Below are 15263 nucleotides of genomic sequence, written 5' to 3' on the forward strand. Positions count from 1 at the left end.
CCTACGTAGGACGCCGCCACGCGGCGAGACGTCAGCCTCGCCGCGCAAGCCCACGTTTACGGGATGTAATAGCGCATCTGGAAGTGCAGCATCGAATCGCTGACCTGGGGCGCTGCCGGAGTGGTCGAGCTTCCGACCCCCGACCAGAGTCCGCGCTTCAGATAGCTGTAGGTTGCCGAGTACTGCAGCTTGCCATACTTCGAGTCGTTGATCGGCCGCCACTGGAAGCCGAACATCGGCTCCTGGATATACCGGGTCGGCGACCCGCAGGTGGACGCGCTGAGATTGCCGGTAAAGCCGCCGTTGCCGATGGTGCTGGAAGGCGCTGCCGGCGCGTTGTCGCAGCCGCCGTCGTTCAGGTTCGTCGGGCCGTAGCCCACGAGCGTACCCACAGGGCTGGTGTAGACCGTACGCTGCGCATACTCGCCACCGTAATAGGCGAAGATGTCGAACTTCTTGGACTCGTGCGTCTCGATGCTGAGCAGGCCGTGATAGTTGCGAATCGGCTCAAGCGTCTCGTCCGGACGGAGAGTAACGTCCGCCAGCTGCGCGGATCCATAGCGCCCGACACCCTGGCCGGCCATCGCCTGCACGGCAACCTCGGCGAACTTGCCGAAGTAGCCACGCGCGCTGCCAAACACACCACCCGCATCAGCCGTGTGCTTCGAATAGGTCTGCGTATAGGTGAATGTCGGCGTCGAACCTGTGATTCCCCAGGTCACCGGGTAGTAGTAGTCGCGGAACCAGCGAGCGAGACCACCGATTTCAGCGTGGAACTTCGGCGCATCGAACGCCGCCTTGATGATCAGGTCCGGAGCCACGTTATTGGCGTAGGTCGCGATGTTGCTGGTGGTCGCCGTCACCGAGGTCACGCAGGTTGACGTCGAGGTCGGCGTCGAGCAGGTAGTGGTCGTGGTCGTCGCACCGGCCGAGCTGGCGGCAGCATTGTAGAGACCACCGTTCTGTCCGAGGCCGCCGAAGAAATACTGGTTCGGGTTCGTGCCGTTCGCCGTGAAGCTCGTGATCTGCGCCTGCTCCAGCGAGAGGGCCGCCGTGAGACCATGCGTCTCACTCGAGCCAAAGTGCTGCTGCAGGCGAATGCCCGGCTGCCGCTCCCAGCTATAACCGACGAGGTACTGCGCATCGATCGTCTGCGGCTGAATCTCGGTGCGAGCATCCGTTCCGCGACGGTCCTCCGTTACCAGCGACCAGGTCTGGCCGCCAGTTACAGCGAAGCCATTCTGGAAGGCTGCGCGGCCCCAGATCTGGCGCTGACGCAAAACATAACTGTTGGACTGGTTGTTGTTGGAGGTGGTGCCCGCCCCCAGGAAGTCCATCTCGGCGTAGCCCGTCAACTTCATGCTGCTGGTGGGCTGGCCCTCAAACAGAACACCGAGCCGGCTCTGGCGTCCCGAGAAATTCAACTCGGTCGCCGGAAACTGGTTCGCACTCGGAAACGGAATGCTATTCAGCGGCGTGTTGACGTCCGAATTCAGCGTGTGCTGACGCCACACACCTTCAAACGCGAAGAACGCGACCGGCGTAATGGTCAGGCCCTTGTAGTGCAGCGCCACCGGGTTCTCGATCTCACTCTTGATCGCCGCCTGATTGTTGACGACGGTCTCCTGCAGACCGGTATTCGTGGTCTTCATGTCAGCCACAGTGCTCTCGAGCGCCTGTTGCTTGGTGCTCGTTTCGGCCGCCGTCTGCTGCGCCTGATTCGCAGCCGTGGTCGCCGTCTCCGCCTGGGTTTGTGCCGCGGTTACAGCCTGCTGCGCCTGGCTCACCTGCTGGTCGCGTGTCGAAAGCTGCGACTTCAGAGCGTCAATCTCGTCCTGCTGCGCCTTCATCTGTTCACGAAGCTCACGTAGCTCAATCTCTGTGGCGCTCTCTTTCTTCGCCCTCGTTTTTTTCGTCGTATGCGTAGTTGCCTGGGAGAAAGTTTGAGCTGGGGCGTACCCCGAAACGAGCGTTGCCGCGAGCAACACCGTCCACAATCTGGCTGATTTCATGAATCCCCTACGGATATGGCTAAGGTGCGCGCGCAGGACAATGCCGCTCGGCGGCGAAGCCGGCGCTTCCTTGCTCAACATGTCCGTTGTCCTCATACTCGCAACTCGATGTAAATGAACCGAGAAGGGAACGTAAACGGGATGTAAAAACAGGCGGATCCGCAGGTTTTTCAGCACGCTGCGTGAACCCGAATCCTGTGGAGTTGCGTCTATCGCTGGTTCGCCACGGGCAGCGAAGAGATTTCGGAGGGAGGGGCAGGGATGCCGCTAGCCTGCGTCGGCAACGTGAAAAAGAAGCTGCTGCCGTGGCCCAGCTCGCTCTCCACCCAGATGCGTCCACGCTGCGATTCGACGAGGTGCTTGGCGATCGCCAGCCCCAGTCCGGTGCCGCCCGACTCCCGCGACCTCGCCTTGTCCACGCGATAGAACCGCTCGAATATTCGGCTCAGATGTTCCCAGGCGATGCCGCCGCCGAAGTCCCGGACGCGGAAACGAACCTCGGGATGGCCGACTGGTCTGTCCACGCTGAGCTGCACCCGCGCACCCTTCGGTCCGCGGCCGTAGTTCAACGCATTCTCGATGAGGTTGCTGAGAATCTGCACGACTGCGTCGCTGTCCGCGACAACCTCGCCCTCGGCCGCAACGTTGACCTCCAGCGTGCCGCCCTTCTCCTTCACAACACCTGCGACCGCTGCCTCGGTCTCGCGCACAAGAGCTGCAATCGCAACGGCTCTCGGCTCCAGCTTCTGCTCGCCCGATTCCACGCGCGCCAACGCCAGAAGATCGTCGGTTAGCCGCGCCATCCGCCGTGCGCTCTTCAGGATTGCCTGCAGGAACTCATGCTCTGAAGCAGCCGGCAGCGGATGCTCGTCTGCTTCCAGCAGCATCTCGACGTATCCCTGGATGCTGGTCAGCGGTGTGCGCAGCTCGTGCGAAACATTGGCGACGAACTCCGTCTGCGCGCGCTCCACCTGCTCGATGCGTGTCACATCGCGCAACACCACCACGGCGCCGCCCTCCGGCATCGGCGATGCACTTACGGCAAACACTCTGCCGGGAACCAGGGACACGAGGTTCCGCTCCGAGTATTCGCGCGTCTCGAGCGCAACATGCACGCAGTCCAGCACCTCAGGCGCGCGAATCGTCTGCACCAGGGAGTGGCCCGCGCGCACCGAGCCGAAGGAGTCCACGACCAGCCGCTGCATCGCCTTATTGGCCCAGATGATTCGGCCTGAGGAGTCGATCGACGTCACCGCGTCCTGCATCGAGTCCAGCAGCGCTTCCAGCTTCTCGCGCCGCTCCGCGCTTACCGCGAAGCTGCGTTGCAGCTCCTCTGCTGCCGTGCGGATCGTCACTGTCAGGCGGTCGTGCTCGCTGAATGTGGGCTTTAGTTCAATCTCGCGACCCTCGCCGAGCGCGACGATCGCGTTTTCAACCGATGCGTCGTCCTGCCGGCAAAGCCGCACGATATTTGCGGCCAGGGCCACCGAAAGCGCCAGGCCCAACACAACCGCCACCCAGGCATCGCGGACCAGAAGCGTCGCGGCGCACAACAGTGCACACACAACAGCGACTCGAATCACGATCTGAAGGAAGAGGCTTCGTTTCATAATGTCCTGTGGGCCGAAGTTCCAGGGGCGGTCCTGACGCAGGTGTTCTTACCACCATTAAATGCCCTCGACGAACCTCACGTAAAAATGCCCCGTAGATAGTGCCATCTTGTGCACTGACCCTGGAGCACACCTTCCCCTAAAATCAGCGCTCAGCCCCCGCGATTTGCCATCCCTGCCATCCGTGTCGCATAGTGTGGCGCGGTGGCAATCGCATGAACAAGCTCTATCCCAGCGCCGACGCGGCGCTCGCAGGCCTCGCACGCGACGGGATGCTCCTCGCCGTCGGCGGCTTCGGTCTCTGTGGCATCCCTGAAGCTCTGATCGCTGCCCTCAAAGCCACCGGCGTGCGCAACCTAACGGTCGCCTCCAACAACGCCGGCGTCGATGGCTGGGGACTCGGCGTGCTGCTCGAGTCCCGCCAGATCCGCAAGATGATCTCCAGCTACGTCGGCGAGAACGCCGAGTTCGAGCGGCAGTTCCTTGCCGGCGAGCTCGAGGTCGAGTTTGCCCCGCAGGGCACGCTCGCCGAACGCATGCGGGCCGGAGGAGCCGGCATCCCCGGCTTCTACACCCGCACCGGCATCGGCACAGACGTCGCCAAAGGCAAGGAGGTCCGCGAGTTCGATGGCCATCAATACCTGCTCGAACGCGCCATCAACGCCGACCTGGCGCTCGTGAAAGCCTGGAAGGCCGACACTCACGGCAACCTCGTCTATCGGCGCACGGCGCGCAACTTCAATCCCAACGTTGCCACCTGTGGCCGGATCACCATCGCGGAGGCCGAGATCATCGTCCAGCCCGGCGAGCTCGACCCAGACGAGATCCACACTCCCGGCATCTTTGTCCAGAGGCTCGTCCACAATCCCCACCCTGAGAAGCGCATCGAGCGCCGCACAACCAGAAAGGAATAGCCGATGCCCTGGACACGACAGCAAATGGCGCAACGCGCCGCCGAGGAACTGAGAGACGGCTTCTACGTGAACCTGGGCATCGGCATTCCCACGCTCTGCGCCGGCTGTATTCCCGCCGGCATTACCGTCGTCTTCCAGTCCGAGAACGGCCTGCTGGGACTCGGTCCGTACCCGCTCGAATCCGAGGTCGACCCTGACCTCATCAACGCTGGCAAGGAGACCGTCACCTTCCTTCCCGGCGCCTCCACCTTCTCCTCGGCCGACTCCTTCGCGATGATTCGCGGTGGCCACATCGATCTCGCGATCCTGGGCGGCATGCAGGTCTCTGAATGTGGCGATCTCGCCAACTGGGTGATTCCCGGCAAACGCGTGAAGGGTATGGGCGGGGCCATGGACCTGGTGAACGGCGTCCGTTATGTGGTCGTCGTGATGGAGCACACCGCGCCGGATGGCAGCCCCAAGCTGCTACCCGCCTGCACCTTGCCGCTCACCGGAACCTGCGTGGTCCACCGTGTCATCACGGACCTCGGCGTCATCGACATCACGCCTGAGGGCTTCGTCTGTGCCGAGCTCGCCCCCGAGGTCACCTTCGAGCAACTCGCCTCGAAGACCGGAGCGCCTGTTCGTAGAACGAGCGCCTAACCCAGAACCGGGTACACCACCCCGGTCAGCTCCTCGCTGACGGCCCACAGTCTGCCGCCCGCCTGCTCGTCCAAGGCCTGGGGTCTCGGCTGAACCACCTTCGGGTAGCCGCCCATCTCACCGAAGCCGCCCGGTCCGATGTACTCGCCGCCCTGCACCTCAGGCACTACCGCGGCGTACAGCGTAGGCAGGGCGCCTTTCGCGTCGTCCTGAAACATCAGGCTGCCAAACATCTTCATGAAGCGGCTCTTAAAGTCCGTCCCGTACTGCGCAATGCTTGTGACCGAAATTCCGGGATGCACCGCGACGCTCACCAGCCTGGTGCCCGTCTCACGCGCGCGCCGATCGAGCTCCCGCGCGAACAGAATATTCGCGAGCTTCGACATGTTGTACGCGTCCCACGGCGTGTAGCTCTTCTCGCCCTGCAGGTTGTCCCACTCCATCTTGCCGTTGCGGTGCGCCAGCGAGGCCACGGTGACCACGCGCGGCGCTGGCGCCGCGAGCAGCGACGGCATCAGCAGCCCGGTCAGCGCAAAATGCCCCAGGTGGTTCGTTCCGAATTGTCGCTCAAAGCCATCGGGCGTCTGCTCCCGCTTCGGCAGCGCCATAACGCCGGCATTGTTCACCAGCACATCCAGCCGGGCGCCACTTGCCGTGAACTCTCCGGCGAAGCCGCGGATCGAGGCCAGCGAAGCCATGTCGAGCGGCACGAGCTCCACCTGCGCCTGCGGCACCTCAGTAACGATCCGCGTGCGCGCGGCCTCACCCTTGCCGCGGTCCCGCACGCCCATCAGCACGTGGGCTCCATGCCGGGCCAGCTCCCGCGCCGCCTGGAAGCCGATCCCACTGTTGGCCCCGGTGATCAGGACCGTCTTGCCCGCCTGCGGCGTCATCGCCGCGGCCGTCCACCTTGCATTCGCCATCGTTCTGCCTCTCCTGAGCTGGCCGCTGAGCCCTCTGCCTCCATGCTAACAACCGATTTTTTGCCCCTCTCAGCCGCCCTCCAGCACACCTTCTTTGCTTCATCCCCCATCGAACATCGAGGACGTACCCGGAAAGCCCCGCATGGCTGTAAGATGAGGCTTTGCGTCGTGGGTTACAATCGGACGGCAAGGCCACCAAGCTGGAAGCTCACCGAGCGCGCCTTGGCGACGCGAAGAGCAAGATTTGTTGAAGGGGAAGGTTCTCTCATGAAATTTAGCGCACGAATGATTGCAGGTTTTGCGCTGCTACTTGTGCTCGGAAGCACCGTCGGTTGCAACAAGCTGCGCGCTCGTGACCAGCTGGTCAAAGGCATCCAGGCCTTCAAGGCCGGCCAGTATGAGCAGGCGATCGATCACTTTCAAAATTCCGTCGCCCTGGATCCGAACGATCCAACGACGCGGCTCTATCTGGCGACCGCTTACAGTTACCAGGTTGTGCCGAACCTCGATACCCCTGACAACCTGAAGATCGCTCAGAAGGCGATGGCCGGCTTCAATGACGTTCTGGCCAAGAACCCGAATGATGTCGACGCGCTGAAGCAGATCGCCTCCATTCAACGCAATATCAAGCAGTACGACCAGGCGAAGGCTACCTACGAGAAGATCCTCACGATCAATCCGAAGGATGCCGAAGCGCACTACACGATCGCCTGGATCGACTGGAACCTGGCCTACAAGAACGCTGTCCAGATCCTCGGCGAGCAGAACCTGCAGGATGACGGCAACGGCAACGTGAAGATGAACAAGGCCACCTGCGCGAAGATGAAGGCCGCCAACACCGACCTGGTGAACGAGGCGATGGCACAACTTCAGCAGGCCGTCGACAGCCGTTCGAACTACGACGATGCCATGCAGTATCTGAACCTCACCTACCGCCGCAAGGCCGACCTCGACTGCCCGAACGACGCCGCCCGTAAGGCCGACCTCGCGCAGGCAGACGAGTGGGTCCAAAAGGCCATGGGCGCCCGCAAGGCGAATGAAGCAGAAAAGGAAAAGAAAGAAGGCGGCGGCATCACCATGCAGAACAACCAGTAGTTCTCCGCCAACCCCCGACACAGAAGAGGCCTCCCCGCGATGGGAGGCCTTCTTCGTTTCAAAGTCCTGAAGAAATCTTTGAAAATATGACGCAGCGGCAAATCTGGCTTCATTCAGTCATCCGAGCCAAAGCTCAACGACGAAGTCGCCTCACCGCCAGCCGCAATCCGCTCCCCGACACTTTCGCCGCTACCGCGAATCGACAGACCAAACCCAATCCGCGTCGCATAAAGGAACCGCTGCGGCTCGCTCTCGTCCGGCCGTGGCAGATATCGGATCTCCGAAAAGCGCAGGTCCCAGCGCTGATGCTCGTCCGGTTCCTGCGTCAGCCGCCACACCTCGTTGAGAGGAGCGCGCAAAAGGATCTCAACATAGATACCGCGCTGCCGGGGCACCCGATGAGCCTAGCAGACCTCTATTAGCTGTCCAGCGCAAACCGCGCCCTGACCACATACTTCGACCCACCCGGCGAGAGCTGGCTCTCATACAGCAGAAACTCCACGGCCTCCCAACGCTCCCGCAGCCGTTGCTGTTCAACCGCACGGCGCAACCGCTCAATCGTCTTCCGCCCATCGCGATTCCTGCTTCGCCCCAGCGTAATGTGCGCCCGGTATGGCCGGTCCTCGACCTCCAGGCCAACGCGCCGCACCGCGCCCGCAACCTCCTCATACAGCCGCAGCAGCGGCGGCGTGACCTCCACCTCCGCATAAAGGATTCCCGCGCGCTCAAACACGCCCAGCCGTTCCATCTGCAGCGCGAGACGTGGGTGCCGCACACGCGCAAGGTCCTCAAGCAGCCGCGCGCGCCTCTCGTCGTCCACCTCGCCCAGGAACACAAGCGTCACATGCCATTGGTCAGGCGTCGACCACCGCAGCCCATCATCCTTCGCCCGCAGGCGCAGCGTGAGCCGCTCCAGAGCCACTCGGACGCCCTCGCTGACCGCCAGCCCGATAAACAATCGCATGCGCTCAGGCTACGCTTCCCCCCAGCACCCTCACAGCCTGCCAAGCGCCACGGTCGTCGCTCCCGCGGCCTTTGCCGCTCCTACCGCCATCGCGACCTCGCGATAGCTGACCTGCGAGCTCGCGCTCACATAAACCGCCCGCTCCGCTCGAGCACTTAGCGCCGCGAGCAGCACCGCGGTCAGATCCGCTCCGTCGACAGTCATCCCATCAACCTCGAACCTGGTTTTGCTTCCGGCGTTACCCGCCTCGTCCCCGAGCACACGCAGGCTCACCGGCGCCTGCATCCGCTGCGGAGACTTTGACTGGTCCGGGACGCGGCTCTCGAGCCCGCGCGGCATCACCGGCACGATAACCATGAAGATGATCAGCAACACCAGAAGCACATCAATTAGCGGCGTTACGTTGATCTCAGCCTGCTGCGAAGAATTCGAACCAGAGAAGGACATCTCGGCACCTCACACCCAAAGATAAGCAGCGCGGCGAGCACTCTTTCTCTACGTCACTACGAAAAACCACGGCTCGGCGAGAGCCTCTTTCTGCAGTCACTTCCCTGACTTAGACACCGCCGGGCCTCACAGGTTCCATGACAGCAGCGGCCTTCTCAAACGAAAACAGCGATGGCCCGAAGGCCATCGCTGCGTTGTTGTCCCGCCAGTAGCTCGGTTTAGTGTCCTGCCTCAACCTGCGGAGTGATGATGCCGATGTTCGTCACGTCAGCCTGGTGGCCGAAGCCGATCACCTGGGCGATGGTCCCGAAGTTCAGGTCCTTATCGCCCTTCACGAACATCACCTTCTCTGACCGCGTCGAGAAGATCTTCTGCAGCTCCGGCGCGAGATCTCCGCGTGCAAAGGTCTGGTCGTTGATCTTGTACGTCGGCACCGCCGCTCCGTTCGAAAGCACCTGCACCACAATCGTGCGATCGTTGGGCTGGTCCTGCTGCGGATTCTTCGGCGGCTGGGGAACCAGCGCCTCAAGTCCCTTCGGCGTGACCGGCACAATCACCATGAAGATGATCAGCAACACCAGCAGCACGTCGATCAGCGGTGTTACGTTGATGTCGGAGGATAGTCCGCCTCCGCCGCCTCCACCCATTCCCATAGTTCATTCCTTTCTGCGACAAACCGGCGTTTGAACCGGGCCGCCGCCGCTACGATGCCTGCGATTGATTATCGGTCAGCAAGTTCAGTTGGCTGACGCCGGCCGTACGCAGAGCGTCGATCGTGTCCATCACCTTGCCGTAATTTGCGCGCTCGTCTGCACGCAGATAGACCGACTTGTCGGCCGCCGGATCCGTCTTCTTCGCCTCAAGATCCGCCACCTTCTGGCCGAGATCGCCCAGCGCGACCGGATCGCCGCCAAGGAAGACGTGGCCATCGCGAGTCACCGCTACGGTAATGGCGTCCTCTTTATTCGCGGCATCCATCATCGTCGCCGCGGTCACGACCGGCAGCGTGACGTTCACTTTGTTGTTCAACATCGGGGTGATGACCATGAAGATGATCAGGAGCACCAGCATCACGTCCACCATCGGCGTGACATTGATGTTCGAGTTGACCTTCTTGCCCTCGTCCCGCTTCGCGATTGACATAGCTCTTAACTCCCGCCGGCCACTTCCGTCCGGCTGCTGGCTATCCTGCGAGCCCTTTATAAGGTTTGCGGCTGTATGTACTCCGGCTGCCTTTTCTTTGGCAGCCGGAGCCACAATCCGTGTACTCGCAGGCGGGGTTCAACCTCAGGGGTGCGCTCAGGCACCCCGCGGGCTTAGCGGTGCGACTGCTTGATGAAGTAGTCCACCAGCTCCGACGAGCTGTTGTCCATCTCCACGTCAAACGCCTCAACTTTGTTGGTGAAGTAGTTGAAGCACATAACGGCAGGGATGGCGACGAGCAGACCGAACGCCGTCGTAACCAGGGCTTCCGAAATACCGCCGGCCACAGCGCCGATACCTGAGGTCTTCTGCACCGCGATCTGTTGGAAGGCGTTCAGAATGCCCATAACCGTGCCGAGCAGGCCGATGAACGGAGCCGTCGATCCGATGGTCGCGAGACCGCCCAGGCCCTTCTTGAGCTTGGCGTGAACGATGCCTTCCGACCGCTCGAGAGCGCGCTTGGAGCTCTCAACCTGCTCCTCAGTGATCGCACCACCCGAACCGAACGAACGGAACTCAGTGAGGCCGGCAGTGACTACCTCGGCAAGGTGGGACTTCTTGGAGCGATCGGCAACCTTGATCGCCTCATCCAGACGGCCTTCCTTCAGGGCGCCGGCAACCCGCGGAGCGAACTCACGCGACTGCTTGCGTGCGGCCGAGAAATACAGCGCGCGGTCGATGATCACAGCCAGCGACCAGATCGACATGATGAAGAGAATAATGACGATCGCCTTGGCGAAGTAGCCCATGTGGCCCCAAAGCTCCATGGGGCTGAAGCCAACGGACTGCTGCTGGTCCTGCAGGAACAGGGCGAGAGATGCGGGAGTGTTTGCGAGATGAGCGAGAATCACGGAATTCGTTCCTCCTGGGGAGACATGCGGGATATCAGCATCCAGAATCCAACTGGGGTCTCGGATGCAATGAAGCTTGAAAGGTCCGGAGGGGGCCCGGAGCTTAAGTCTTTAGGTGAGACGCAAAAGTTGCGCCAAGGGGAGGGTGAATAGCGGTGTCAGTCATTGACACCGCCTACGTTACCGGCCGGGCGGGTCATCGGCAATGCCGCTCAGGTAGCAGATCGACCGCCACCTGAGCGGCACACTTTTTAGCCGCCATTGAGATTGAAGTTAACCGTAATGGTCGTATCCACCTCGGTGGGTTCGCCATTCAGAAGATAGGGTTTATACCTCCATTGCCGCACGGCATCGGTCGCGGCTCCCACCAGCATCGGCGGGCCGCTGATGACGCTCAGGTTCTCAATTGCTCCGCTCTTGCCGATGATGGCATGCAGCACCACCGTTCCGCCAACGTGCGCGGCGCGGGCAATCGGAGGATAGACCGGCGTGGTCTTCGTAATAATCTGGCCGGCCATGACACCACCCGAGATCCGGGTCGGTCCCTTCGGCTTGGGCGGCTCAACATTGATCTTCGGACCTGTACCAGCGCCTCCGGGCATGCCGCCCAGAATGCCACCGGCAGCTCCACCCGACATCCCGCTCATACCCGCGACACCACCGGTCGAGGGCGGCGGAGGCGCCTCTTCCTTGATCATCTTGATGTCCTTCGGGATCTTCGTTGGCGCGTGCAGGCCCTGGTCGATCTCCGACACAATCTTGATCGGCTTAATCGCCGCTGGTGGCGGCGGAGGCGGTGGTGGAGGCGGCGGAGGGGGCGGGGCCGTCAGCGACGCTGTCAACGCACCATGCGGCAGCGCCTCAGGATATAGAAGAGGAATCAAGATCATCGTCGCTAGAATGGCGGCATTGATTCCAAACGTAAGGATCATCCACCATTTGGATTTGGTCTTGATCCTCCCGCCGGATTCCATCATTGCATCTTCAAACATAGGGACCTCCTCCCACGCGGGAGAGCTACCGGCGTTAGACACCGCAGCAGGCTGAATTGTTCCCGAATCGGACAGGGCCGCAAATTATTGCTCGATCCGGCCCACATCCTGTGCGTGGTGTCGAAGAGCATAGCAGGATTTTCACAGGTCCGGCTACTGTCAGACAGCCCGTCAATCCCTCTTCCCCGCCATGTGTCGTATCCCCAACAAAATCTGCTCCAACTCAGTGCACTCTGCTGTCCCAAAGAGCAAGGGCGCCGCAAACCGCCGGCGCCCCAAAAACTCCCAATTCTCGGTTCCCTGTCCTAGCGCCGTACTCCCTTGGCCGCCGGCAACGTCGCCTTCCTGGTCACGGTCTTCCCGCTCTTCGATCTCCAGTCCTGGTAGGCCACCAGCATCGGCGCCGCCACGGCAATCGATGAGTACGTTCCGATCAAAATGCCGACCACCAGTGCAAACGAGAATCCGTGCAACACCTCGCCGCCGAACAGGAACAGGCTCAACACTGTCAGGAATGTCAGTCCCGAGGTCAGCACCGTCCGGCTCAGCGTCTGGTTGATCGAGCGGTTCACCACGTCCGCCAGCTTCTCGCGGCGGTTCATCGCCAGGTTTTCGCGGATACGGTCGAACACAACGATCGTGTCATTCATCGAGTAACCGATCAGCGTCAGGATCGCTGCGATCACTGTCAGCGAGATCTCCTGGTTCGTCAGCGAGAACGCGCCCACCGTAATCAGCGTGTCGTGGAGACACGCAACCACCGCCGCGACACCATAGATCAGCTCAAACCGGAACCACAGGTAAACGAGCATCCCCAGCAGCGAGTAAAGCGTCGCCAGCCACGCCTGATGCTGCAGCTGCTTGCCCGCCGTCGGCCCGATGATGTCCACCTGCTGAATGGTGAAGCCGGAGTCGTGATAGTTCGCGGCCAGCGCGTTCTCGACTTCGCTGCGGCCCTGATCATGCGCCGCGTCCATTGCCGAGGTCAGCGGCAGCTTCACGATCACATCGTTCGTGCTGTGCCCTGCACCCGAGATGCGCTGAATCGCTGCATCGTGTATCCCCGCCTTGTCCATCGCCGCGCGAATATGGTCTTCGTTCGGCGTCGAATCAAAGCGCACACCGATCTGTGTGCCGCCCGTGAAGTCCACGCTCAGCGGCAGATGGTGCCAGAACGCCAGGCTCAGAACGCCCGCCACTGAAAAGATCAGCGAGAAGCCCAGGAAGTACCACTTCTTCCCCAGCCAGTCCATATTTACATCATGAAAAAATTCCACGTCGCTCTTATCCTTGCGCGGCATTAACTCGCCGCAGATCTAATCTCTAATTTCTGATCTCTGCTCTCTAAATCGACAACACGGCCGCGCGGCCGCGCTTCTCCAACAGCGCATCGAAGATCACGCGCGAGACAAACACAGCCGTAAACAGGTTCGCCAGCAGACCGAAGGTGAGCGTCACCGCAAATCCCTTCACTGGCCCGGTGCCGAAGATAAACAGAATCGCCGCCGAAACAATCGTCGTGATGTGCGTATCCAGAATCGTGATCCATGCATGGCCAAAACCGTCATGGACCGCCGCGGCAGACGTCTTGCCCGCGCGCAGCTCTTCACGAATCCTCTCGAAGATCAGTACGTTCGAGTCCACGCCCATACCGATGGTCAGAATCACACCCGCAATTCCCGGCAGCGTCAGCGTCGCGTGACTGAAGCCCATAAACCCTAGAAGGATCACGAGGTTCAGAATCAGCGCCAGGTCCGCGTTGATGCCCGCGCCCCGGTAATAAATCAGCATGAAGATCAGCACTGCGGCCATGCCCGCAATTGCCGACACCACACCCTGGTGAATACTCTGCTTGCCCAGCGACGGCCCAACCGTATTTGTGTCCAGGTAAGAGATCGAAGCCGGCAGCGACCCGGTGCGCAACATCAGGCTCAGATCATTCGCCTGCTGCTGCGAGAATCCGCCATGGATCTCGCCGCTGTCACGAATCGCGCTTTCGATGTTCGCAACCTCTTTGACCTTGTTCTCGAGCACGATCGCCATGCCCGTATTCACGTTCGCCGAGGTGTACTTGTAGAACCGGTCGCCGGCCTCGGTTGTCAGCGTAAACGTAATATCCGGCTGACCGTTCTGGTCGGTCGAAGGCTGCGCCCCGCGGAAATCCGTTCCTTCCACGATCGACGCTCGCTTCAGCAGATACCACTGGTCCGGTCCGCCCGCGCCATTGTTGCCCTGCACCAGTTCCTCATCCGGAGGCACCGTTCCACCCAGCGCCGCCAGCGCCTGTTGCTGATCCGGCCACGGCCCCTGCCCCGGAACCACTGCATGAATCTCCAGCTTCGCCGTCGACTGGATAATGTTCTCGACGCGCGACAGGTCCGTCACACCCGGCAGCTCCACCAGGATCTCGTTGTCGCCCAATCCGTATTGCTCGATCACGGGCTCCGACACACCCAGCGAATCGACACGTTCGCGGATGGTTTCGATCGAGGTCTGCAACGTGCGCGCCTCGAGATCGCGAATCGCCGCCTCCTTCATCGTCAGTACATAGCTGCCGTTCGCCCCGCTCGAGATGTCATAGGCCGCGTACTCGGTGCCCGTCAGCACATCATGAATCGCCGACTGCTGCGCAGGCGTTCCACCCGTAACCGTGATGACCTCAGGATGCGCCAGGTCCGTCTTCGCCGCCTGTGCGCCCAGTGGCTGCAGCGCGGTATTCAGCGCCTGCATGTCGCGGTCCGTCGCCGAGTTCACCGCCTCCTCGACGTGCACCTTCAACACCAGGTGCGTTCCGCCTTGCAGGTCTAATCCCAGGTGAATGCGGTTCAGCAGCGCGTCTTTAACGCCATGCGTTGGGATCCCGAAGATCCCGTAAACAAAGATCACCAGCACTGCGATGATGAATACTGTCTTGCCCTTCAGATTCTTTCCCATCGTCCGTCTCTAAACTCCGCTCGCCCTTAATTCCCTTTGCCGGGTGCCCCAATCACGCGCAGCTTGATCGCGCATGAGCGGGAGCTCTACGCCTTCGGCGTCTCGTCCGTCGTGACCGCCGCAATTGCGCTCTTCACCATCTCCAGCTTCACGTTGTCCGGCGCGCACTTCACAACCAGCACGTCATCCTTCACGCTGACGATCGTTCCGCGGATCCCGCCGTTCGTCGTTACCTTATCGCCCGGCTTCAGGTTCGAAAGCATCTGCTGCCACTGCTTCTGCTTGCGCTGATTCGGCGCAATCAGCAGAAAATACATCGCCACAAACATCAAAATAAGCAGGGGAAAGCCGCCGAACGAGCCGAACCCTCCCGCTGCAGCCAACATCCCTAACGCCGATACACTTGAAATCACGCGGTTTTGCTCACTACGGCACGGAACGCGACATGCGCTCCCGCCTCGTCTCTCTGTGGAACTCTCAGGAGTTTTGCTGCGCTCGAAGAAAAATAACAAGGCAGCGTCAGACCGTCGCCAGGAATCCGATCGCACCCGATCGCTCAACCCAGGACACGTCGGCCTTCCCGAGGCAACGTACACCTAAGCCTTAAGCATCTCCGCTGCGCAACCCCCTGTCAAGAAATCCCTTTTCTGTCGCAGTATCAGGCACTTGATCTGCT

The 15263-nt window shown here is 61.4% G+C and carries 16 protein-coding genes; 3 read left to right on the forward strand and 13 right to left on the reverse strand.

The genetic code is table 11. From position 1 onward, the window contains the following. Positions 1-56 precede the first annotated feature (56 nt). Positions 57-2012 carry a hypothetical protein gene (locus tag VGU25_02605; protein HEV2576079.1) on the reverse strand — a complete coding sequence of 652 codons (1956 nt, stop codon included), beginning with the start codon at positions 2010-2012 and terminating at the stop codon, positions 57-59. Between the two features lie 209 nt (positions 2013-2221). After that, a complete protein-coding gene (locus VGU25_02610; GenBank protein HEV2576080.1) occupies positions 2222-3622 on the reverse strand; it encodes an ATP-binding protein in 1401 nt (466 codons plus the stop codon). A gap of 215 nt (positions 3623-3837) precedes the next feature. On the opposite strand from VGU25_02610, the gene VGU25_02615 reads away from it, so the two are divergent. Together VGU25_02615 and VGU25_02620 are read left to right on the forward strand one after the other, a co-directional pair. Further along, positions 3838-4536, forward strand: a complete 699-nt coding sequence (locus tag VGU25_02615) for a CoA transferase subunit A (GenBank protein HEV2576081.1) — start codon at positions 3838-3840, stop codon at positions 4534-4536. 3 nt (positions 4537-4539) lie between these two features. After that, positions 4540-5178, forward strand: a complete 639-nt coding sequence (locus VGU25_02620) for a 3-oxoacid CoA-transferase subunit B (GenBank protein HEV2576082.1) — start codon at positions 4540-4542, stop codon at positions 5176-5178. On the opposite strand, the gene VGU25_02625 is transcribed toward VGU25_02620, so the two are convergent. Then, positions 5175-6101, reverse strand: coding sequence for an oxidoreductase (locus VGU25_02625; protein ID HEV2576083.1), 927 nt, complete (start codon positions 6099-6101; stop codon positions 5175-5177). The genes VGU25_02620 and VGU25_02625 overlap by 4 nt on opposite strands. A gap of 267 nt (positions 6102-6368) precedes the next feature. Between VGU25_02625 and VGU25_02630 the strand changes: the two genes are divergently transcribed. After that, positions 6369-7196 (forward strand): tetratricopeptide repeat protein, encoded by an 828-nt coding sequence (locus VGU25_02630; protein ID HEV2576084.1) that lies wholly within the window; start codon positions 6369-6371, stop codon positions 7194-7196. Between the two features lie 113 nt (positions 7197-7309). On the opposite strand, the gene VGU25_02635 is transcribed toward VGU25_02630, so the two are convergent. The 10 genes from VGU25_02635 to yajC all read right to left on the reverse strand — a co-directional run bounded on the left by VGU25_02635 (position 7310) and on the right by yajC (position 14973). Continuing rightward, positions 7310-7555, reverse strand: a complete 246-nt coding sequence (locus VGU25_02635) for a hypothetical protein (protein HEV2576085.1) — start codon at positions 7553-7555, stop codon at positions 7310-7312. Positions 7556-7614: 59 nt separating this feature from the next. Further along, positions 7615-8160, reverse strand: a complete 546-nt coding sequence (thpR, locus tag VGU25_02640; protein ID HEV2576086.1) for an RNA 2',3'-cyclic phosphodiesterase — start codon at positions 8158-8160, stop codon at positions 7615-7617. 30 nt (positions 8161-8190) lie between these two features. Then, positions 8191-8607 (reverse strand): biopolymer transporter ExbD, encoded by a 417-nt coding sequence (locus VGU25_02645; GenBank protein HEV2576087.1) that lies wholly within the window; start codon positions 8605-8607, stop codon positions 8191-8193. 218 nt (positions 8608-8825) lie between these two features. Further along, complete coding sequence (locus VGU25_02650) at positions 8826-9260, reverse strand: biopolymer transporter ExbD (protein ID HEV2576088.1); 435 nt, start codon at positions 9258-9260, stop codon at positions 8826-8828. A 49-nt stretch (positions 9261-9309) separates the two neighbouring features. Beyond that, entirely contained in the window at positions 9310-9750 is a 441-nt protein-coding gene (locus VGU25_02655; protein ID HEV2576089.1) for a biopolymer transporter ExbD, read from the reverse strand. A gap of 173 nt (positions 9751-9923) precedes the next feature. After that, positions 9924-10661, reverse strand: coding sequence for a MotA/TolQ/ExbB proton channel family protein (locus VGU25_02660; protein ID HEV2576090.1), 738 nt, complete (start codon positions 10659-10661; stop codon positions 9924-9926). A 251-nt stretch (positions 10662-10912) separates the two neighbouring features. Further along, on the reverse strand, positions 10913-11653 hold the full coding sequence (locus VGU25_02665; protein HEV2576091.1) for a TonB family protein: 741 nt from the start codon (positions 11651-11653) through the stop codon (positions 10913-10915). A gap of 305 nt (positions 11654-11958) precedes the next feature. Beyond that, positions 11959-12954: a protein translocase subunit SecF gene (gene secF / locus VGU25_02670; protein ID HEV2576092.1), complete on the reverse strand. Its 996-nt coding sequence runs from the start codon at positions 12952-12954 to the stop codon at positions 11959-11961. A gap of 43 nt (positions 12955-12997) precedes the next feature. Beyond that, positions 12998-14587, reverse strand: coding sequence for a protein translocase subunit SecD (secD, locus tag VGU25_02675; GenBank protein HEV2576093.1), 1590 nt, complete (start codon positions 14585-14587; stop codon positions 12998-13000). 86 nt (positions 14588-14673) lie between these two features. Further along, the gene (yajC, locus tag VGU25_02680; protein ID HEV2576094.1) at positions 14674-14973 is read right to left on the reverse strand and encodes a preprotein translocase subunit YajC; all 300 of its coding nucleotides are present in this window, start codon (positions 14971-14973) and stop codon (positions 14674-14676) included. Between the last annotated feature and the right edge of the window lie 290 nt (positions 14974-15263).

Source organism: Acidobacteriaceae bacterium, assembly GCA_035944135.1.
Classification (GTDB): Bacteria; Acidobacteriota; Terriglobia; order Terriglobales; family Acidobacteriaceae; genus Granulicella.

What these genes read in the sequence shown, in the direction of transcription:
- VGU25_02605 (HEV2576079.1), bottom strand. Translation starts at nt 2,012, where the DNA reads ATGAAATCAGCCAGATTGTGGACGGTGTTGCTCGCGGCAACGCTCGTT.
- VGU25_02610 (HEV2576080.1), bottom strand. Translation starts at nt 3,622, where the DNA reads ATGAAACGAAGCCTCTTCCTTCAGATCGTGATTCGAGTCGCTGTTGTG.
- VGU25_02615 (HEV2576081.1), top strand. Translation starts at nt 3,838, where the DNA reads ATGAACAAGCTCTATCCCAGCGCCGACGCGGCGCTCGCAGGCCTCGCA.
- VGU25_02620 (HEV2576082.1), top strand. Translation starts at nt 4,540, where the DNA reads ATGCCCTGGACACGACAGCAAATGGCGCAACGCGCCGCCGAGGAACTG.
- VGU25_02625 (HEV2576083.1), bottom strand. Translation starts at nt 6,101, where the DNA reads ATGGCGAATGCAAGGTGGACGGCCGCGGCGATGACGCCGCAGGCGGGC.
- VGU25_02630 (HEV2576084.1), top strand. Translation starts at nt 6,369, where the DNA reads ATGAAATTTAGCGCACGAATGATTGCAGGTTTTGCGCTGCTACTTGTG.
- thpR (HEV2576086.1), bottom strand. Translation starts at nt 8,160, where the DNA reads ATGCGATTGTTTATCGGGCTGGCGGTCAGCGAGGGCGTCCGAGTGGCT.
- VGU25_02645 (HEV2576087.1), bottom strand. Translation starts at nt 8,607, where the DNA reads ATGTCCTTCTCTGGTTCGAATTCTTCGCAGCAGGCTGAGATCAACGTA.
- VGU25_02650 (HEV2576088.1), bottom strand. Translation starts at nt 9,260, where the DNA reads ATGGGAATGGGTGGAGGCGGCGGAGGCGGACTATCCTCCGACATCAAC.
- VGU25_02655 (HEV2576089.1), bottom strand. Translation starts at nt 9,750, where the DNA reads ATGTCAATCGCGAAGCGGGACGAGGGCAAGAAGGTCAACTCGAACATC.
- VGU25_02665 (HEV2576091.1), bottom strand. Translation starts at nt 11,653, where the DNA reads ATGTTTGAAGATGCAATGATGGAATCCGGCGGGAGGATCAAGACCAAA.
- secF (HEV2576092.1), bottom strand. Translation starts at nt 12,954, where the DNA reads ATGCCGCGCAAGGATAAGAGCGACGTGGAATTTTTTCATGATGTAAAT.
- secD (HEV2576093.1), bottom strand. Translation starts at nt 14,587, where the DNA reads ATGGGAAAGAATCTGAAGGGCAAGACAGTATTCATCATCGCAGTGCTG.
- yajC (HEV2576094.1), bottom strand. Translation starts at nt 14,973, where the DNA reads ATGTTGGCTGCAGCGGGAGGGTTCGGCTCGTTCGGCGGCTTTCCCCTG.